8 protein-coding genes, 8 rRNA genes and 1 pseudogene are annotated in these 21361 nt (G+C 43.9%); 9 read left to right on the top strand and 8 right to left on the bottom strand.

The window, feature by feature from the left end:
- The first annotated feature begins 114 nt into the window (after positions 1–114).
- Positions 115–3036 (top strand): 23S ribosomal RNA (locus JFT95_RS29265).
- A gap of 50 nt (positions 3037–3086) precedes the next feature.
- Positions 3087–3202, top strand: a 5S ribosomal RNA gene (gene rrf / locus JFT95_RS29260).
- Positions 3203–3353: 151 nt separating this feature from the next.
- Here the strand turns inward: rrf (JFT95_RS29260) and JFT95_RS29255 are convergent.
- The 7 genes and pseudogenes from JFT95_RS29255 to JFT95_RS29230 form a co-directional block, all read right to left on the bottom strand.
- A complete protein-coding gene (locus JFT95_RS29255; protein ID WP_201054119.1) occupies positions 3354–3812 on the bottom strand; it encodes an ASCH domain-containing protein in 459 nt (152 codons plus the stop codon).
- Positions 3813–3839: 27 nt separating this feature from the next.
- Positions 3840–4040, bottom strand: a pseudogene (locus JFT95_RS29815) (peptidase M20); the annotation flags it as partial.
- Positions 4041–4464: 424 nt separating this feature from the next.
- Complete coding sequence (bacA, locus tag JFT95_RS29250) at positions 4465–5262, bottom strand: undecaprenyl-diphosphate phosphatase (protein WP_088038231.1); 798 nt, start codon at positions 5260–5262, stop codon at positions 4465–4467.
- A 17-nt stretch (positions 5263–5279) separates the two neighbouring features.
- Positions 5280–6017: an ABC transporter permease gene (locus tag JFT95_RS29245; protein WP_002140180.1), complete on the bottom strand. Its 738-nt coding sequence runs from the start codon at positions 6015–6017 to the stop codon at positions 5280–5282.
- On the bottom strand, positions 6010–6939 hold the full coding sequence (locus JFT95_RS29240; RefSeq protein WP_201054118.1) for an ABC transporter ATP-binding protein: 930 nt from the start codon (positions 6937–6939) through the stop codon (positions 6010–6012). The genes JFT95_RS29245 and JFT95_RS29240 overlap by 8 nt, the downstream gene beginning before the upstream one ends.
- Before the next feature lie 68 nt (positions 6940–7007).
- Positions 7008–8021, bottom strand: a complete 1014-nt coding sequence (locus JFT95_RS29235; protein WP_201054116.1) for a sensor histidine kinase — start codon at positions 8019–8021, stop codon at positions 7008–7010.
- Positions 8011–8724: a response regulator transcription factor gene (locus JFT95_RS29230; protein ID WP_201054115.1), complete on the bottom strand. Its 714-nt coding sequence runs from the start codon at positions 8722–8724 to the stop codon at positions 8011–8013. The genes JFT95_RS29235 and JFT95_RS29230 overlap by 11 nt, the downstream gene beginning before the upstream one ends.
- 556 nt (positions 8725–9280) lie before the next feature.
- Between JFT95_RS29230 and JFT95_RS29225 the strand changes: the two genes are divergently transcribed.
- The 4 genes from JFT95_RS29225 to JFT95_RS29210 all read left to right on the top strand — a co-directional run bounded on the left by JFT95_RS29225 (position 9281) and on the right by JFT95_RS29210 (position 15347).
- Positions 9281–10832 (top strand): 16S ribosomal RNA (locus JFT95_RS29225).
- Positions 10833–10978: 146 nt separating this feature from the next.
- Positions 10979–13900, top strand: a 23S ribosomal RNA gene (locus JFT95_RS29220).
- A gap of 50 nt (positions 13901–13950) precedes the next feature.
- Positions 13951–14066: ribosomal RNA gene (gene rrf, locus JFT95_RS29215) — 5S ribosomal RNA — on the top strand.
- 360 nt (positions 14067–14426) lie between these two features.
- Positions 14427–15347, top strand: coding sequence for a DMT family transporter (locus JFT95_RS29210; RefSeq protein WP_201054112.1), 921 nt, complete (start codon positions 14427–14429; stop codon positions 15345–15347).
- Positions 15348–15440: 93 nt separating this feature from the next.
- Here the strand turns inward: JFT95_RS29210 and JFT95_RS29205 are convergent, their stop codons facing one another.
- Complete coding sequence (locus JFT95_RS29205; RefSeq protein WP_201054124.1) at positions 15441–16232, bottom strand: sulfotransferase family 2 domain-containing protein; 792 nt, start codon at positions 16230–16232, stop codon at positions 15441–15443.
- Positions 16233–16545: 313 nt separating this feature from the next.
- Between JFT95_RS29205 and JFT95_RS29200 the strand changes: the two genes are divergently transcribed.
- The 3 genes from JFT95_RS29200 to rrf (JFT95_RS29190) form a co-directional block, all read left to right on the top strand.
- Positions 16546–18097: ribosomal RNA gene (locus tag JFT95_RS29200) — 16S ribosomal RNA — on the top strand.
- A gap of 146 nt (positions 18098–18243) precedes the next feature.
- A 23S ribosomal RNA gene (locus JFT95_RS29195) occupies positions 18244–21165 on the top strand.
- A gap of 102 nt (positions 21166–21267) precedes the next feature.
- Positions 21268–21361: ribosomal RNA gene (gene rrf, locus JFT95_RS29190) — 5S ribosomal RNA — on the top strand; the annotation flags it as partial.

Raw genomic sequence — 21361 nt, 5'->3', positions numbered from 1 at the left:
AAACGTTGACTTGTTTTGTTTCGTTCAGTTTTGAGAGAACTATCTCTCAAGTTTAAATGTATGTTCTTTGAAAACTAGATAACAGTGTAGCTCATATTTTTTTAATTTTAGTTTGGTTAAGTTAGAAAGGGCGCACGGTGGATGCCTTGACACTAGGAGTCGATGAAGGACGGGACTAACGCCGATATGCTTCGGGGAGCTGTAAGTAAGCTTTGATCCGAAGATTTCCGAATGGGGAAACCCACTATACGTAATGGTATGGTATCCTTACCTGAATACATAGGGTATGGAAGACAGACCCAGGGAACTGAAACATCTAAGTACCTGGAGGAAGAGAAAGCAAATGCGATTTCCTGAGTAGCGGCGAGCGAAACGGAATCTAGCCCAAACCAAGAGGCTTGCCTCTTGGGGTTGTAGGACATTCTATACGGAGTTACAAAGGAACGAGGTAGACGAAGCGACCTGGAAAGGTCCGTCACAGAGGGTAATAACCCCGTAGTCGAAACTTCGTTCTCTCTTGAATGTATCCTGAGTACGGCGGAACACGTGAAATTCCGTCGGAATCTGGGAGGACCATCTCCCAAGGCTAAATACTCCCTAGTGATCGATAGTGAACCAGTACCGTGAGGGAAAGGTGAAAAGCACCCCGGAAGGGGAGTGAAAGAGATCCTGAAACCGTGTGCCTACAAATAGTCAGAGCCCGTTAATGGGTGATGGCGTGCCTTTTGTAGAATGAACCGGCGAGTTACGATCCCGTGCGAGGTTAAGTTGAAGAGACGGAGCCGCAGCGAAAGCGAGTCTGAATAGGGCGTTTAGTACGTGGTCGTAGACCCGAAACCAGGTGATCTACCCATGTCCAGGGTGAAGTTCAGGTAACACTGAATGGAGGCCCGAACCCACGCACGTTGAAAAGTGCGGGGATGAGGTGTGGGTAGCGGAGAAATTCCAATCGAACCTGGAGATAGCTGGTTCTCCCCGAAATAGCTTTAGGGCTAGCCTTAAGTGTAAGAGTCTTGGAGGTAGAGCACTGATTGAACTAGGGGTCCTCATCGGATTACCGAATTCAGTCAAACTCCGAATGCCAATGACTTATCCTTAGGAGTCAGACTGCGAGTGATAAGATCCGTAGTCAAGAGGGAAACAGCCCAGATCGCCAGCTAAGGTCCCAAAGTGTGTATTAAGTGGAAAAGGATGTGGAGTTGCTTAGACAACTAGGATGTTGGCTCAGAAGCAGCCACCATTTAAAGAGTGCGTAATAGCTCACTAGTCGAGTGACTCTGCGCCGAAAATGTACCGGGGCTAAATACACCACCGAAGCTGCGAATTGATACCAATGGTATCAGTGGTAGGGGAGCGTTCTAAGTGCAGTGAAGTCAGACCGGAAGGACTGGTGGAGCGCTTAGAAGTGAGAATGCCGGTATGAGTAGCGAAAGACGGGTGAGAATCCCGTCCACCGAATGCCTAAGGTTTCCTGAGGAAGGCTCGTCCGCTCAGGGTTAGTCAGGACCTAAGCCGAGGCCGACAGGCGTAGGCGATGGACAACAGGTTGATATTCCTGTACCACCTCTTTATCGTTTGAGCAATGGAGGGACGCAGAAGGATAGAAGAAGCGTGCGATTGGTTGTGCACGTCCAAGCAGTTAGGCTGATAAGTAGGCAAATCCGCTTATCGTGAAGGCTGAGCTGTGATGGGGAAGCTCCTTATGGAGCGAAGTCTTTGATTCCCCGCTGCCAAGAAAAGCTTCTAGCGAGATAAAAGGTGCCTGTACCGCAAACCGACACAGGTAGGCGAGGAGAGAATCCTAAGGTGTGCGAGAGAACTCTGGTTAAGGAACTCGGCAAAATGACCCCGTAACTTCGGGAGAAGGGGTGCTTTCTTAACGGAAAGCCGCAGTGAATAGGCCCAAGCGACTGTTTAGCAAAAACACAGGTCTCTGCGAAGCCGTAAGGCGAAGTATAGGGGCTGACACCTGCCCGGTGCTGGAAGGTTAAGGAGAGGGGTTAGCGTAAGCGAAGCTCTGAACTGAAGCCCCAGTAAACGGCGGCCGTAACTATAACGGTCCTAAGGTAGCGAAATTCCTTGTCGGGTAAGTTCCGACCCGCACGAAAGGTGTAACGATTTGGGCACTGTCTCAACCAGAGACTCGGTGAAATTATAGTACCTGTGAAGATGCAGGTTACCCGCGACAGGACGGAAAGACCCCGTGGAGCTTTACTGTAGCCTGATATTGAATTTTGGTACAGTTTGTACAGGATAGGCGGGAGCCATTGAAACCGGAGCGCTAGCTTCGGTGGAGGCGCTGGTGGGATACCGCCCTGACTGTATTGAAATTCTAACCTACGGGTCTTATCGACCCGGGAGACAGTGTCAGGTGGGCAGTTTGACTGGGGCGGTCGCCTCCTAAAGTGTAACGGAGGCGCCCAAAGGTTCCCTCAGAATGGTTGGAAATCATTCGTAGAGTGCAAAGGCATAAGGGAGCTTGACTGCGAGACCTACAAGTCGAGCAGGGACGAAAGTCGGGCTTAGTGATCCGGTGGTTCCGCATGGAAGGGCCATCGCTCAACGGATAAAAGCTACCCCGGGGATAACAGGCTTATCTCCCCCAAGAGTCCACATCGACGGGGAGGTTTGGCACCTCGATGTCGGCTCATCGCATCCTGGGGCTGTAGTCGGTCCCAAGGGTTGGGCTGTTCGCCCATTAAAGCGGTACGCGAGCTGGGTTCAGAACGTCGTGAGACAGTTCGGTCCCTATCCGTCGTGGGCGCAGGAAATTTGAGAGGAGCTGTCCTTAGTACGAGAGGACCGGGATGGACGCACCGCTGGTGTACCAGTTGTTCTGCCAAGGGCATAGCTGGGTAGCTATGTGCGGAAGGGATAAGTGCTGAAAGCATCTAAGCATGAAGCCCCCCTCAAGATGAGATTTCCCATAGCGTAAGCTAGTAAGATCCCTGAAAGATGATCAGGTTGATAGGTTCGAGGTGGAAGCATGGTGACATGTGGAGCTGACGAATACTAATAGATCGAGGACTTAACCATATAATATGAAGCAAATGTTATCTAGTTTTGAAGGAATATACCTTCATCAGTTTGGTGATGATGGCAGAGAGGTCACACCCGTTCCCATACCGAACACGGAAGTTAAGCTCTCTAGCGCCGATGGTAGTTGGGACCTTGTCCCTGTGAGAGTAGGACGTCGCCAAGCAACTTTAAGACGAGTCAGAATGACTCGTCTTTTTTGTGTTTAATGAAATAAGCTTGTTATTAATGGCTCAAGAAATCCATTGGTAACAAGCTTATTTGTTTAAAGATAAATGTATTTATCTAATATGGACTTCCGGTAGAATCGTTATTTATCATATCTTCACTTTGTTTTTTACATCGATAAGCTTAAAACGTTCGCAAACGAGCAGCATATCTTCAGAAAAACTAAGACCAAGTTCGCTTAGTTCCTTTGTAAAAAACTGAATATGGGTATCTCTCCAGTAACTATAGGTACGATCGCCTTCGCCTTCAGCGATAGCGAATTCTTCAGTCACTTCATTCATTGGCATTATAGTTACTTCTATTGTCTTAATAATAGCTACAGGTTCCTCCTGACTATTGAGTACAATACTATAATCGTTAGTTGTTGGTAGTGGTTCATTTTCTAATTCATAAAAAATATGGCCCGAGCATGTTGCGGTTTTCACACCATCAATGACTAATTGAGCGAGATAATCAGGAGAATCACCAAATTGCCAAGCTGTAATAGATTCTGGTTTTTCATTGTTTCCCCAATAAGTATCCCAATATGATTGTGCTAATGGATTCATTTGTATATTTACCTCGCTTTAATTTTTTTATAAGCCTTGAGCAACTTGCTTATTTGTAATAGTTTTGTAGTCATATAAAATCTGGGTTGTTGTATTACGGATTAATACAAGTAATACGCTGAAGGAATATGGTTTATAAACTTGTTCTGTCCATTTATGACCATTTTCCCCGTAGACGCCCATATTAATAGACGGGATGTTCAATTTTCGAATTGTTTCGTATGGTAATGGATATAGTTGTTATGTAGTCTATTTGTGATTTGGGCTGCAATAAAGTTAGGGTCAATGCCGGATCACCTACACGTACTTCGCTTCCATAAATATAGAAATAAGGAAGAAGTGATGTATAGCAAAGGGGTGAGAACGTTAGTTCTATCGTGGTGTAATGGGTAGACTCAATCAATTAAGGTGCTTATTTTTACTTCAGTATATGTATATAAAGAAGAAATGCTATTACTAGGTTCGGATTTCAAATATAGCTTTTAACGTTACATATTTTAATGAAGTGTTGTTTAGAGGTAAAGAATATTCTGATTATTAATATTGATCTATTATCCACTATGCCATATTGAAGTGAGTAATACTAGAGGTGAAATAGATAAAAACCGATATTCCTTGAATATCGGTTTAATAATATGTGACTTATATGAAGCTATAGCAATACGAAAAGTGTAAATACAATGGCTAACAAAATACGATAATATGCAAAAGGTTTTAAACCTATCTTTTCTAAAAGCTTCAGGAAGGTTACTACCGCTAGCATTGCTACAAGAAAAGAGGTAATGAATCCTACCGCAAACATAGGAATATCATCTACACTTAAATACTTCCAACTTTTTAATAAGTCTAACCCTGTAGCTCCGGCCATTACAGGAATGGCAATGAGAAAAGAGAACTCAGATGCAGCCTTATAATTTACTTTTGCTAATAGCCCTCCAGAAATAGTAGAGCCCGCTCTAGAGAAGCCAGGATATACTGCTAAGCATTGAAATAATCCAATTGTTAATGCTTGACGGTATGTTAAATCATCTAGTGAAAAGGCGGTTGCCTCTGCTTTTTTTGCTTCTGCAAAAATCATAAGAATTGCTCCTGCTACAAGTCCGATTACGACAGTATACGGCTGAAATAAGTATGTTTTAATAACATCATGTAATAATAGGCCAACAACTACTGCTGGGAATACACCGAGAAAAACATGTAATGCATTGAATTTTTTCTCTTTCCGTAGAAGGGGTTTAATATTACATAAAGAAACAAGGCGTTTATGATATAAAATCGCGATAGCTAAAATTGCCCCTAACTGTATGACAATTTCAAATGTTTTTGCCCTTTCTCCTTCAAAATCTAATAAATGTCCGACTAATATAAGATGGCCAGTAGAAGAGATGGGTAAAAATTCAGCTAACCCTTCTACAATACCAAGTATGAAGGCAATGATAAGATTGCTCATAGTTTCACTCCTATAAATTAATGAATATCCACCCTTTTAAAATAGAATAGTGTTGTAATAAATCCGAAAATCGCTGTTACTGCAATGATGATATAAGAATACTCTGATGGATAAGTCGGTTGTAATTCGTTATTTGCTATATCTAGAGTAGCGGTCCATGGGAATAGGTCTTTATGTTTTGAATTTACGATCATAAGGTTAGTCATTGTAATAATGATTGTTAATATAATAGGCGGTACATAGGTCTTCATTACAAGAGTTAGTAGTACAATAGGTGAAGACAAAAGAAAGAGAAGTCCACCACATATTAAAAATTTTATGAGAGAGCCTAAAAGTAAGGTGATACTAAACCCAGGGAAGCTACCTATTAGCCCTAATAATAAAGTTAGCGTCCAAGCAACTAAAGTTAGCATCATGATCCAAAGGAATAGAAGGATAAACTTACTTATAATAAAGCTAATACGTGATACTGGGATAGTTAGCAAATTTTTTAATGTATCTTCAGTGTATTCACGGGTAAATAGATAAGCGGTCACAACTCCATATAAGGGGAATCCTATAATTAAAGTAGTGTATAGGTTAACTTCAGTGAACAGTTGACCAAATAAAATAGTTGGAGTAGGTTGCTTTGTCTTCATGTGTATATAAGAAGCTACAACCACTAAAAATGGCGCGACACCTGCCCCGATAATACTAATCAAAAACATATTGGATCGTTTCAATTTTAATAGTTCTGTATAAAGCAGATTAACCAATTGTGCCACCCCCAACTAGTTTGGTGAAATAATCTTCTAGTCTATCTTCGCTCATCACAATTTTTAATACCTCAATATCGTTACGAACTAATGTTCTATTGATGTGTCCCTGCTGTCCGAAGTGAGAATAAACGCGAATATTTCCTTCATCATGTACCTCATAATCAAAAATTTGAAAATGATTTTCTAATAGCATCGCAGCTTTATTATCATTATTTACCTGGAATTCTATGTACTTACGATTGGCTTTACGCAGTGTATCAAGAGAAACTTCTTCTAATAACCTTCCTTCATGAATAATTCCCATACGATCGACTAGTTGTTCCACCTCAGCTAATATATGACTAGAAATGAGTATCGTTATATTTCTGTCTTGAGCTAAAGATTTAATGAGTTTTCGCATTTCTTTAATACCGATTGGATCTAGTCCGTTAGTTGGTTCATCTAGTATGAGTAGTTCAGGATAATGGAGAAGAGCACGTGCAATTCCTAAGCGTTGCTTCATTCCTAAAGAGTATTTTCCTACTAATTTTTTTGTTTCGTGCTGCAAGCCTACAATTTCTAATGCTTCTTCAATTGCATTCCTTTTGTGAACTCCAATTATCTTTGCATTAATTAATAAGTTCTCTCTTGCAGTTAAGTTTTCATAAAATCCTGGGACTTCAACGATAGAACCGATTCTTCTTAAAATGTCTTTTGGATTCCGAAGTAAATCCTCACCGAATATTTCTATATTTCCACTTGTAGGTTTTATAAGACTAAGCAGCATACGGATTGTAGTTGTTTTACCAGCACCGTTACGCCCTATGAATCCATAAATCTCTCCTTGTTGTACATTTATATTTAGATTATCTACTGACTTTTGGTTCCCATAAACTTTAGTAAGGTTTGTCGTTTTTATAATTGTATTTATAGGGGGCACCTACTTTCTATAAGTTCTTAATTACATAATAAAAAGGAAGGTTTAACTGTATATTAATCATTTCTTAACTATTTCTTAAAACTAGTGTGTTTTGGGACGGAAAAACCAAAAGTAGTTCGTTCCCAGGGAATACTGTCAACCCATATACGCCCACCATTTTTTTTAACGAGGGCTTTAGAAATAGAAAGTCCGAGGCCACTACCACCGTAAGAAGGATTTCTTGATTGTTCGCTGCGGTACATCCGCTTAAATACGTTTTGTAAATCATGTTTTGGAATACCGGGTCCCTTGTCCCAAATAAGAATCTCATATTCTGTATTGGTTTCTAGTAGTTCGACTCCTACTATTTTCCCAGCTTTTCCGTGATGGATAGCGTTTTTTATTAGATTACCTATAATTCGTATAAGGCTAAGGTGATCTGCAATAATAGGGGAAGTAGATTCTGGTATGAGAACTTGTAGTTCAATGTTATGTTTTGATAGCTCGGGTAAAAATTCGATTAATACTTCTCTAGTAACCTCAGAAAAATCGAGTTCTTCTTCTTTTAATGGAAACTCATCAGCATCTAGCTTGGCCATATTAAAGATTTCATCGACCAGATGTTTTAAGTCATTCGATTTCTTATAAAGTATTTCAAGATATTCTTGCTTTTCTACTTCAGAAGCAGCGACATCATCTTTTAAAGCATCAATATATCCAATAATAGAAGTAAGTGGTGTCCGGATATCATGTGAGATATTAGATAAAAGTTGTTTTCTAGCTTCTTGGGATTTCCTTGCTTCGATCTGACCCTTTTCTAATGCGGTTATTAAGTCGTTTATTGAAAACACTATACTATTTAGTGAACGGTCGTTATTTGTGAATAGCCTCGTTTGTAAATTCCCTTTAAGTGCACGGCTTAATTTAGTAACCATCGATTCGTTGCTTTGAATAAAGTGAACTCTTGAAAAGAAAAGATATATTGTGATTATAATAAGAGCAATAAATAAAGATATTTTTACATGGTATCCCATATCTATATTTAAAAGTCCGCAAATGATAAGTTGTAATGAAATAAGAAAGAGGATCTTATCATTTTTCAACCTGTTCACCTACAAACTTATAACCGATTCCCCATACAGTCTGAATGAATTTTGGATTGGAAGAATCGATTTCTATTTTCTTTCTAAGCTTTCTAATATGCACCATAACTGTATTATCATCTTCTATATAATTATCGTCCCATACATTCCGAAAGAGTTGTGTTTTCGTAAATACTTGCTCTGGGTTTGAAGCGAAGAATTTTAATAGTTCAAGTTCTTTTCCAGTTAAGTTGATTTCTTTTCCGTTCGTATGGACTGTGTATTTTTTAAAATCGATAGTTAGTCCTTTAAATGTTAAAGCTGTTTTCTCTTGTACGTTAGTGTTACTTCCAAGAACTAAAAAACGTCGCATAAGAGCTTTTACTCTTGCAACCACTTCGTGAATACTGAAAGGTTTCGTAATATAATCATCAGCACCTATGCTTAAGCCCAAAATTTTATCAACTTCGTGATCTTTAGCAGTTAGCATTAATATAGGGATGTTGGTTGTATCTCTAAGTTTTCTACACACTTCGATACCATCTACTTTCGGCATCATAAGATCTAATATAACGAGGTTGTAGTTATTTTGGTTAAATAAGCACAAAGCTTCTTCTCCATTAATTACAGTATCTACCATATATAATTCTCGTTCTAAATATCTTTTTAATAAGTCTCGAATTTCTTTATCGTCATCTGCTATAAGAATACGTATATCTTTCATATCGTCACCTGTTTCTAATAGAATGTTATTGATATTACAACTTGATAAACAAAGGGGATAGGGAGCGGTAATAAAAAATAAAGCAACTTTCTAATTATATACTATTAATTGTTAAAATAAGGTTGCTAGTTTACCTGAAAAGAATCAATTGTATGAGTTCGGTAAGATGGGGGAAGCGAGCCCTTTGAAATAGAGAAGTGCCTAAATTGAATAGTATTTAGAAGAATAGATTGGTAAAGAAAAGTAGACGATGGTTTCTATTTTAATGAGATCTTTGTAGGTCCTTATCTAGAGTTAAAGAGTGCAAAGGTACTAAATTAAATTTCTTTGTAAAAAGGTATTGACGATTAGTATATAGAGGTGTAATATAGGACAAGTCGCCGATAGCAACAACGCAGAAAGCGACAAAAGGAATAAAAAAACTTGGTTGACATTGAAATATGAAAATGTTAACATAAGGGAGTCGCAAATGAGCGACAGACAAGTTCTTTGAAAACTGAACGAAACAAACAACGTGAACGTCAATTTTTATTTTTAGATGCTAGACAAACTAACTTTATTGGAGAGTTTGATCCTGGCTCAGGATGAACGCTGGCGGCGTGCCTAATACATGCAAGTCGAGCGAATGGATTAAGAGCTTGCTCTTATGAAGTTAGCGGCGGACGGGTGAGTAACACGTGGGTAACCTACCCATAAGACTGGGATAACTCCGGGAAACCGGGGCTAATACCGGATAATATTTTGAACTGCATAGTTCGAAATTGAAAGGCGGCTTCGGCTGTCACTTATGGATGGACCCGCGTCGCATTAGCTAGTTGGTGAGGTAACGGCTCACCAAGGCGACGATGCGTAGCCGACCTGAGAGGGTGATCGGCCACACTGGGACTGAGACACGGCCCAGACTCCTACGGGAGGCAGCAGTAGGGAATCTTCCGCAATGGACGAAAGTCTGACGGAGCAACGCCGCGTGAGTGATGAAGGCTTTCGGGTCGTAAAACTCTGTTGTTAGGGAAGAACAAGTGCTAGTTGAATAAGCTGGCACCTTGACGGTACCTAACCAGAAAGCCACGGCTAACTACGTGCCAGCAGCCGCGGTAATACGTAGGTGGCAAGCGTTATCCGGAATTATTGGGCGTAAAGCGCGCGCAGGTGGTTTCTTAAGTCTGATGTGAAAGCCCACGGCTCAACCGTGGAGGGTCATTGGAAACTGGGAGACTTGAGTGCAGAAGAGGAAAGTGGAATTCCATGTGTAGCGGTGAAATGCGTAGAGATATGGAGGAACACCAGTGGCGAAGGCGACTTTCTGGTCTGTAACTGACACTGAGGCGCGAAAGCGTGGGGAGCAAACAGGATTAGATACCCTGGTAGTCCACGCCGTAAACGATGAGTGCTAAGTGTTAGAGGGTTTCCGCCCTTTAGTGCTGAAGTTAACGCATTAAGCACTCCGCCTGGGGAGTACGGCCGCAAGGCTGAAACTCAAAGGAATTGACGGGGGCCCGCACAAGCGGTGGAGCATGTGGTTTAATTCGAAGCAACGCGAAGAACCTTACCAGGTCTTGACATCCTCTGAAAACTCTAGAGATAGAGCTTCTCCTTCGGGAGCAGAGTGACAGGTGGTGCATGGTTGTCGTCAGCTCGTGTCGTGAGATGTTGGGTTAAGTCCCGCAACGAGCGCAACCCTTGATCTTAGTTGCCATCATTAAGTTGGGCACTCTAAGGTGACTGCCGGTGACAAACCGGAGGAAGGTGGGGATGACGTCAAATCATCATGCCCCTTATGACCTGGGCTACACACGTGCTACAATGGACGGTACAAAGAGCTGCAAGACCGCGAGGTGGAGCTAATCTCATAAAACCGTTCTCAGTTCGGATTGTAGGCTGCAACTCGCCTACATGAAGCTGGAATCGCTAGTAATCGCGGATCAGCATGCCGCGGTGAATACGTTCCCGGGCCTTGTACACACCGCCCGTCACACCACGAGAGTTTGTAACACCCGAAGTCGGTGGGGTAACCTTTATGGAGCCAGCCGCCTAAGGTGGGACAGATGATTGGGGTGAAGTCGTAACAAGGTAGCCGTATCGGAAGGTGCGGCTGGATCACCTCCTTTCTATGGAGAATTGATGAACGCAGTTCATCAATAAACGTTGACTTGTTTTGTTTCGTTCAGTTTTGAGAGAACTATCTCTCAAGTTTAAATGTATGTTCTTTGAAAACTAGATAACAGTGTAGCTCATATTTTTTTAATTTTAGTTTGGTTAAGTTAGAAAGGGCGCACGGTGGATGCCTTGACACTAGGAGTCGATGAAGGACGGGACTAACGCCGATATGCTTCGGGGAGCTGTAAGTAAGCTTTGATCCGAAGATTTCCGAATGGGGAAACCCACTATACGTAATGGTATGGTATCCTTACCTGAATACATAGGGTATGGAAGACAGACCCAGGGAACTGAAACATCTAAGTACCTGGAGGAAGAGAAAGCAAATGCGATTTCCTGAGTAGCGGCGAGCGAAACGGAATCTAGCCCAAACCAAGAGGCTTGCCTCTTGGGGTTGTAGGACATTCTATACGGAGTTACAAAGGAACGAGGTAGACGAAGCGACCTGGAAAGGTCCGTCACAGAGGGTAATAACCCCGTAGTCGAAACTTCGTTCTCTCTTGAATGTATCCTGAGTACGGCGGAACACGTGAAATTCCGTCGGAATCTGGGAGGACCATCTCCCAAGGCTAAATACTCCCTAGTGATCGATAGTGAACCAGTACCGTGAGGGAAAGGTGAAAAGCACCCCGGAAGGGGAGTGAAAGAGATCCTGAAACCGTGTGCCTACAAATAGTCAGAGCCCGTTAATGGGTGATGGCGTGCCTTTTGTAGAATGAACCGGCGAGTTACGATCCCGTGCGAGGTTAAGCTGAAGAGGCGGAGCCGCAGCGAAAGCGAGTCTGAATAGGGCGTTTAGTACGTGGTCGTAGACCCGAAACCAGGTGATCTACCCATGTCCAGGGTGAAGTTCAGGTAACACTGAATGGAGGCCCGAACCCACGCACGTTGAAAAGTGCGGGGATGAGGTGTGGGTAGCGGAGAAATTCCAATCGAACCTGGAGATAGCTGGTTCTCCCCGAAATAGCTTTAGGGCTAGCCTTAAGTGTAAGAGTCTTGGAGGTAGAGCACTGATTGAACTAGGGGTCCTCATCGGATTACCGAATTCAGTCAAACTCCGAATGCCAATGACTTATCCTTAGGAGTCAGACTGCGAGTGATAAGATCCGTAGTCAAGAGGGAAACAGCCCAGATCGCCAGCTAAGGTCCCAAAGTGTGTATTAAGTGGAAAAGGATGTGGAGTTGCTTAGACAACTAGGATGTTGGCTCAGAAGCAGCCACCATTTAAAGAGTGCGTAATAGCTCACTAGTCGAGTGACTCTGCGCCGAAAATGTACCGGGGCTAAATACACCACCGAAGCTGCGAATTGATACCAATGGTATCAGTGGTAGGGGAGCGTTCTAAGTGCAGTGAAGTCAGACCGGAAGGACTGGTGGAGCGCTTAGAAGTGAGAATGCCGGTATGAGTAGCGAAAGACGGGTGAGAATCCCGTCCACCGAATGCCTAAGGTTTCCTGAGGAAGGCTCGTCCGCTCAGGGTTAGTCAGGACCTAAGCCGAGGCCGACAGGCGTAGGCGATGGACAACAGGTTGATATTCCTGTACCACCTCTTTATCGTTTGAGCAATGGAGGGACGCAGAAGGATAGAAGAAGCGTGCGATTGGTTGTGCACGTCCAAGCAGTTAGGCTGATAAGTAGGCAAATCCGCTTATCGTGAAGGCTGAGCTGTGATGGGGAAGCTCCTTATGGAGCGAAGTCTTTGATTCCCCGCTGCCAAGAAAAGCTTCTAGCGAGATAAAAGGTGCCTGTACCGCAAACCGACACAGGTAGGCGAGGAGAGAATCCTAAGGTGTGCGAGAGAACTCTGGTTAAGGAACTCGGCAAAATGACCCCGTAACTTCGGGAGAAGGGGTGCTTTCTTAACGGAAAGCCGCAGTGAATAGGCCCAAGCGACTGTTTAGCAAAAACACAGGTCTCTGCGAAGCCGTAAGGCGAAGTATAGGGGCTGACACCTGCCCGGTGCTGGAAGGTTAAGGAGAGGGGTTAGCGTAAGCGAAGCTCTGAACTGAAGCCCCAGTAAACGGCGGCCGTAACTATAACGGTCCTAAGGTAGCGAAATTCCTTGTCGGGTAAGTTCCGACCCGCACGAAAGGTGTAACGATTTGGGCACTGTCTCAACCAGAGACTCGGTGAAATTATAGTACCTGTGAAGATGCAGGTTACCCGCGACAGGACGGAAAGACCCCGTGGAGCTTTACTGTAGCCTGATATTGAATTTTGGTACAGTTTGTACAGGATAGGCGGGAGCCATTGAAACCGGAGCGCTAGCTTCGGTGGAGGCGCTGGTGGGATACCGCCCTGACTGTATTGAAATTCTAACCTACGGGTCTTATCGACCCGGGAGACAGTGTCAGGTGGGCAGTTTGACTGGGGCGGTCGCCTCCTAAAGTGTAACGGAGGCGCCCAAAGGTTCCCTCAGAATGGTTGGAAATCATTCGTAGAGTGCAAAGGCATAAGGGAGCTTGACTGCGAGACCTACAAGTCGAGCAGGGACGAAAGTCGGGCTTAGTGATCCGGTGGTTCCGCATGGAAGGGCCATCGCTCAACGGATAAAAGCTACCCCGGGGATAACAGGCTTATCTCCCCCAAGAGTCCACATCGACGGGGAGGTTTGGCACCTCGATGTCGGCTCATCGCATCCTGGGGCTGTAGTCGGTCCCAAGGGTTGGGCTGTTCGCCCATTAAAGCGGTACGCGAGCTGGGTTCAGAACGTCGTGAGACAGTTCGGTCCCTATCCGTCGTGGGCGCAGGAAATTTGAGAGGAGCTGTCCTTAGTACGAGAGGACCGGGATGGACGCACCGCTGGTGTACCAGTTGTTCTGCCAAGGGCATAGCTGGGTAGCTATGTGCGGAAGGGATAAGTGCTGAAAGCATCTAAGCATGAAGCCCCCCTCAAGATGAGATTTCCCATAGCGTAAGCTAGTAAGATCCCTGAAAGATGATCAGGTTGATAGGTTCGAGGTGGAAGCATGGTGACATGTGGAGCTGACGAATACTAATAGATCGAGGACTTAACCATATAATATGAAGCAAATGTTATCTAGTTTTGAAGGAATATACCTTCATCAGTTTGGTGATGATGGCAGAGAGGTCACACCCGTTCCCATACCGAACACGGAAGTTAAGCTCTCTAGCGCCGATGGTAGTTGGGACCTTGTCCCTGTGAGAGTAGGACGTCGCCAAGCAAAAACCTAAGTCGTTTCGACTTAGGTTTTTTTGTGTTTATTTTTATTTACCGAAGGTTAAAATCCATAAATTTAATAACCTTAAAGATGAAAAAAAGAATGGAATAGAAACGGTATAAAATAAAATTCGGATGATAAAGTAATACGTTTAAATATAAATTGAAGGTAAGGATTTCCTTTTTATGTTAATTTAGTTGTCGAATGAACAATAATGTTTTGATTTAATATGAAAAGGTTATGTAAAAAAGAGCTGGATGGCTATTTTTCGCATAACCTTTTTGTGGTTTTAAAGGATTTTACCTAAGAAAAAATCTATAATTAAGGTAGTTAACATATATTTTTTGATGGGTGTGGGGGATTATGAAAGAAATATGCATGTTATTAGTGGCTGTTATATTATGGGGAACAGCCATTGCACCAACGAAATGGGCATTAGAATCCATTCAACCGTTTACTTTGTTATTTATTCGTCTTTTCTTTGCGGGTGGAATTTGTATGTTTTTCTCATTTAACGAACTACAAAAAGCAGTTATACATAAACATATTCCGTGGAAAAGAATGAGTTTACTGTCTTTTACTGGTGTAGCTGGGTACTTTATGTTCACATCCTATGGTATTTCTTTAACAAGTGGATTACATGTTAGTATTATTGATGCTGCATTGCCATTAGTTACAATTCTTTTTTCAGCGTTCTTTCTGAAAGAGAAAATTCAGATGGATTATTGGATCGGAATTATGTTCGGCGCTATAGGAGTGCTCTTTATTACAATTCCATCTAGCGATACTAATCAAGAGGTGTCTTTAATAGGAGATATACTTATTTTATTAAGTACCTTTTTATTTGCGTTCTACACAGTTTTGTTAAAACGGCCAAAACAAGAACGACGTTTATCTAATAAAGTTTTCACTACAGTAACACTAATGATAGGTGCAGCTATTGTGTTGCCATTTGCAATGATAGAAATTTTTTACTACGGTTTCCCAAAAATCGAAACATGGAAGATTGGATTTAGTGTAGTATATCTTGTTATCGGGGCAACAATTTTAGCATATTGGTTCTGGAATAAAGCGCTAGAGACGGTCTCAGCATCAATAAGTGGACTGTACTTAAATGGATTGCCGTTAATAAGTATCATTACTTCAATTATCCTATTAAATGAATCTCTGACATGGAAGATAATAATGGGAGGGAGTCTAGTTTTAATTGGAGTAGGATGGGCGGATAAGCAAAAGTTACGTAATCTATTAAAGGGTAATAAAATGGATAGTAGGGACTGTTAAATTGTACGTTTTATATAGTTTAAATGTTAAAAAGATACCTCATATATATGTATAAGGTATCTTTTTATATTTAGCGAAGATAATGGACTTAAATTAGTAGGGATATTCTTTGTTATATCTATATGTATCGAAATCTTTTTGAAATATTGTTTTGACGAGCTGTATACATTCATCATCATAAAAGGTTTCAAAAGTCGGGTGACGAGGGAATAAAGGATCAGTAATATCGGCATCGCTGAAATTCCCTTTATAAATCATGGCAGGGGTTTGATGATGCCATGATGTTGAAAACTCATTTATCGGTGCAGGTTTTAATTCGAAACGTTTTTCTAATTCTTTCATTTCCTGATCGAAATTTTCTAAGTATATATAATTGGTTACATACTCTTCTTCACCTGCTATATATTGTTGTGTAAAGTGAGCGTTAATATCATTTGCATGAGCACCTTTAGTAAATAGGTAGTATAAAAATTGTTTGAATGAGATTCCTTTAGGAGAATTTTCATTTTGATATAAAAACTTTCGAATGGGTTTCCATTCTTCATTTTCTACATAAGGAGGTGCAATTAAGGACACGAAAGAACTGACTGCTCTTCTAAACGGATTGCGAACCAGTTTGAAAGTTTCCTTTTGTTTATCTCGTAGTGCTACACTTAGCCTTATATTATAGGCCGGTGTACTTTTGTATATTTCATATTCGAAATTATGGATGAAGGGGTGGTAGTTTAAAGCTGTTTGTAATAAATCAACCTGGTAAAAAAACCACTTAGCAAGGGAAGTACAACCACTTTTTTGACTCCAAAATAGAATGAGAGGAAAGTTTCTATGATAGTGTGGGCTTCTTGCATTAGTACTAATGATGTGTAATAAGGAAGGATCCAACAATTGATGCACTCCTTTCATGTATCTTGATTATATATATGTAAAATAAAGATGAGGTATGAGTGTGTGGAATTTTTTTTGTAGAAAATGAAAAAGAAATGTTGACTATTATTATATAGAGGTGTAATATAGGATAAGTCGCCGATAGCAACAACGCAGAAAGCGACAAACGAAATAAAAAACTTAGTTGACATTAACTAACGAAGATGTTAACATAAGGAAGTCGCAAATGAGCGACCGAGTAGTTCTTTGAAAACTGAACGAAACAAACAACGTGAACGTCAATTTTTATTTTTAGATGCTAGACAAACTAACTTTATTGGAGAGTTTGATCCTGGCTCAGGATGAACGCTGGCGGCGTGCCTAATACATGCAAGTCGAGCGAATGGATTAAGAGCTTGCTCTTATGAAGTTAGCGGCGGACGGGTGAGTAACACGTGGGTAACCTACCCATAAGACTGGGATAACTCCGGGAAACCGGGGCTAATACCGGATAATATTTTGAACTGCATAGTTCGAAATTGAAAGGCGGCTTCGGCTGTCACTTATGGATGGACCCGCGTCGCATTAGCTAGTTGGTGAGGTAACGGCTCACCAAGGCGACGATGCGTAGCCGACCTGAGAGGGTGATCGGCCACACTGGGACTGAGACACGGCCCAGACTCCTACGGGAGGCAGCAGTAGGGAATCTTCCGCAATGGACGAAAGTCTGACGGAGCAACGCCGCGTGAGTGATGAAGGCTTTCGGGTCGTAAAACTCTGTTGTTAGGGAAGAACAAGTGCTAGTTGAATAAGCTGGCACCTTGACGGTACCTAACCAGAAAGCCACGGCTAACTACGTGCCAGCAGCCGCGGTAATACGTAGGTGGCAAGCGTTATCCGGAATTATTGGGCGTAAAGCGCGCGCAGGTGGTTTCTTAAGTCTGATGTGAAAGCCCACGGCTCAACCGTGGAGGGTCATTGGAAACTGGGAGACTTGAGTGCAGAAGAGGAAAGTGGAATTCCATGTGTAGCGGTGAAATGCGTAGAGATATGGAGGAACACCAGTGGCGAAGGCGACTTTCTGGTCTGTAACTGACACTGAGGCGCGAAAGCGTGGGGAGCAAACAGGATTAGATACCCTGGTAGTCCACGCCGTAAACGATGAGTGCTAAGTGTTAGAGGGTTTCCGCCCTTTAGTGCTGAAGTTAACGCATTAAGCACTCCGCCTGGGGAGTACGGCCGCAAGGCTGAAACTCAAAGGAATTGACGGGGGCCCGCACAAGCGGTGGAGCATGTGGTTTAATTCGAAGCAACGCGAAGAACCTTACCAGGTCTTGACATCCTCTGAAAACTCTAGAGATAGAGCTTCTCCTTCGGGAGCAGAGTGACAGGTGGTGCATGGTTGTCGTCAGCTCGTGTCGTGAGATGTTGGGTTAAGTCCCGCAACGAGCGCAACCCTTGATCTTAGTTGCCATCATTAAGTTGGGCACTCTAAGGTGACTGCCGGTGACAAACCGGAGGAAGGTGGGGATGACGTCAAATCATCATGCCCCTTATGACCTGGGCTACACACGTGCTACAATGGACGGTACAAAGAGCTGCAAGACCGCGAGGTGGAGCTAATCTCATAAAACCGTTCTCAGTTCGGATTGTAGGCTGCAACTCGCCTACATGAAGCTGGAATCGCTAGTAATCGCGGATCAGCATGCCGCGGTGAATACGTTCCCGGGCCTTGTACACACCGCCCGTCACACCACGAGAGTTTGTAACACCCGAAGTCGGTGGGGTAACCTTTATGGAGCCAGCCGCCTAAGGTGGGACAGATGATTGGGGTGAAGTCGTAACAAGGTAGCCGTATCGGAAGGTGCGGCTGGATCACCTCCTTTCTATGGAGAATTGATGAACGCAGTTCATCAATAAACGTTGACTTGTTTTGTTTCGTTCAGTTTTGAGAGAACTATCTCTCAAGTTTAAATGTATGTTCTTTGAAAACTAGATAACAGTGTAGCTCATATTTTTTTAATTTTAGTTTGGTTAAGTTAGAAAGGGCGCACGGTGGATGCCTTGACACTAGGAGTCGATGAAGGACGGGACTAACGCCGATATGCTTCGGGGAGCTGTAAGTAAGCTTTGATCCGAAGATTTCCGAATGGGGAAACCCACTATACGTAATGGTATGGTATCCTTACCTGAATACATAGGGTATGGAAGACAGACCCAGGGAACTGAAACATCTAAGTACCTGGAGGAAGAGAAAGCAAATGCGATTTCCTGAGTAGCGGCGAGCGAAACGGAATCTAGCCCAAACCAAGAGGCTTGCCTCTTGGGGTTGTAGGACATTCTATACGGAGTTACAAAGGAACGAGGTAGACGAAGCGACCTGGAAAGGTCCGTCACAGAGGGTAATAACCCCGTAGTCGAAACTTCGTTCTCTCTTGAATGTATCCTGAGTACGGCGGAACACGTGAAATTCCGTCGGAATCTGGGAGGACCATCTCCCAAGGCTAAATACTCCCTAGTGATCGATAGTGAACCAGTACCGTGAGGGAAAGGTGAAAAGCACCCCGGAAGGGGAGTGAAAGAGATCCTGAAACCGTGTGCCTACAAATAGTCAGAGCCCGTTAATGGGTGATGGCGTGCCTTTTGTAGAATGAACCGGCGAGTTACGATCCCGTGCGAGGTTAAGCTGAAGAGGCGGAGCCGCAGCGAAAGCGAGTCTGAATAGGGCGTTTAGTACGTGGTCGTAGACCCGAAACCAGGTGATCTACCCATGTCCAGGGTGAAGTTCAGGTAACACTGAATGGAGGCCCGAACCCACGCACGTTGAAAAGTGCGGGGATGAGGTGTGGGTAGCGGAGAAATTCCAATCGAACCTGGAGATAGCTGGTTCTCCCCGAAATAGCTTTAGGGCTAGCCTTAAGTGTAAGAGTCTTGGAGGTAGAGCACTGATTGAACTAGGGGTCCTCATCGGATTACCGAATTCAGTCAAACTCCGAATGCCAATGACTTATCCTTAGGAGTCAGACTGCGAGTGATAAGATCCGTAGTCAAGAGGGAAACAGCCCAGATCGCCAGCTAAGGTCCCAAAGTGTGTATTAAGTGGAAAAGGATGTGGAGTTGCTTAGACAACTAGGATGTTGGCTCAGAAGCAGCCACCATTTAAAGAGTGCGTAATAGCTCACTAGTCGAGTGACTCTGCGCCGAAAATGTACCGGGGCTAAATACACCACCGAAGCTGCGAATTGATACCAATGGTATCAGTGGTAGGGGAGCGTTCTAAGTGCAGTGAAGTCAGACCGGAAGGACTGGTGGAGCGCTTAGAAGTGAGAATGCCGGTATGAGTAGCGAAAGACGGGTGAGAATCCCGTCCACCGAATGCCTAAGGTTTCCTGAGGAAGGCTCGTCCGCTCAGGGTTAGTCAGGACCTAAGCCGAGGCCGACAGGCGTAGGCGATGGACAACAGGTTGATATTCCTGTACCACCTCTTTATCGTTTGAGCAATGGAGGGACGCAGAAGGATAGAAGAAGCGTGCGATTGGTTGTGCACGTCCAAGCAGTTAGGCTGATAAGTAGGCAAATCCGCTTATCGTGAAGGCTGAGCTGTGATGGGGAAGCTCCTTATGGAGCGAAGTCTTTGATTCCCCGCTGCCAAGAAAAGCTTCTAGCGAGATAAAAGGTGCCTGTACCGCAAACCGACACAGGTAGGCGAGGAGAGAATCCTAAGGTGTGCGAGAGAACTCTGGTTAAGGAACTCGGCAAAATGACCCCGTAACTTCGGGAGAAGGGGTGCTTTCTTAACGGAAAGCCGCAGTGAATAGGCCCAAGCGACTGTTTAGCAAAAACACAGGTCTCTGCGAAGCCGTAAGGCGAAGTATAGGGGCTGACACCTGCCCGGTGCTGGAAGGTTAAGGAGAGGGGTTAGCGTAAGCGAAGCTCTGAACTGAAGCCCCAGTAAACGGCGGCCGTAACTATAACGGTCCTAAGGTAGCGAAATTCCTTGTCGGGTAAGTTCCGACCCGCACGAAAGGTGTAACGATTTGGGCACTGTCTCAACCAGAGACTCGGTGAAATTATAGTACCTGTGAAGATGCAGGTTACCCGCGACAGGACGGAAAGACCCCGTGGAGCTTTACTGTAGCCTGATATTGAATTTTGGTACAGTTTGTACAGGATAGGCGGGAGCCATTGAAACCGGAGCGCTAGCTTCGGTGGAGGCGCTGGTGGGATACCGCCCTGACTGTATTGAAATTCTAACCTACGGGTCTTATCGACCCGGGAGACAGTGTCAGGTGGGCAGTTTGACTGGGGCGGTCGCCTCCTAAAGTGTAACGGAGGCGCCCAAAGGTTCCCTCAGAATGGTTGGAAATCATTCGTAGAGTGCAAAGGCATAAGGGAGCTTGACTGCGAGACCTACAAGTCGAGCAGGGACGAAAGTCGGGCTTAGTGATCCGGTGGTTCCGCATGGAAGGGCCATCGCTCAACGGATAAAAGCTACCCCGGGGATAACAGGCTTATCTCCCCCAAGAGTCCACATCGACGGGGAGGTTTGGCACCTCGATGTCGGCTCATCGCATCCTGGGGCTGTAGTCGGTCCCAAGGGTTGGGCTGTTCGCCCATTAAAGCGGTACGCGAGCTGGGTTCAGAACGTCGTGAGACAGTTCGGTCCCTATCCGTCGTGGGCGCAGGAAATTTGAGAGGAGCTGTCCTTAGTACGAGAGGACCGGGATGGACGCACCGCTGGTGTACCAGTTGTTCTGCCAAGGGCATAGCTGGGTAGCTATGTGCGGAAGGGATAAGTGCTGAAAGCATCTAAGCATGAAGCCCCCCTCAAGATGAGATTTCCCATAGCGTAAGCTAGTAAGATCCCTGAAAGATGATCAGGTTGATAGGTTCGAGGTGGAAGCATGGTGACATGTGGAGCTGACGAATACTAATAGATCGAGGACTTAACCATATAATATGAAGCAATGTTATCTAGTTTTGAGAGAATATAAAAAACTTATTGACTTTCTAAGTGAATCAAGTTATAATAATGTTTGTCTCAAATCGAATATAGTCTGGTAATGATGGCAGAGAGGTCACACCCGTTTCCATACCGAACACGGAAGTTAAGCTCTCTAGCGCCAATGGTAGTTGGGACCTTGTCCCTG

Source organism: Bacillus sp. TH17, from assembly GCF_016651125.1.
Classification (GTDB): domain Bacteria; phylum Bacillota; class Bacilli; order Bacillales; family Bacillaceae_G; genus Bacillus_A; species Bacillus_A mycoides.
Note: the sequence above shows the minus strand (reverse complement) of the source record. Positions and strands in the feature narration are given on the sequence as shown.

Bases quoted from the DNA above. Each gene is read 5' to 3' on its own strand.
- JFT95_RS29255 (WP_201054119.1), bottom strand. From the start codon at position 3,812: ATGAATCCATTAGCACAATCATATTGGGATACTTATTGGGGAAACAAT.
- bacA (WP_088038231.1), bottom strand. From the start codon at position 5,262: ATGAGCAATCTTATCATTGCCTTCATACTTGGTATTGTAGAAGGGTTA.
- JFT95_RS29230 (WP_201054115.1), bottom strand. From the start codon at position 8,724: ATGAAAGATATACGTATTCTTATAGCAGATGACGATAAAGAAATTCGA.
- JFT95_RS29210 (WP_201054112.1), top strand. From the start codon at position 14,427: ATGAAAGAAATATGCATGTTATTAGTGGCTGTTATATTATGGGGAACA.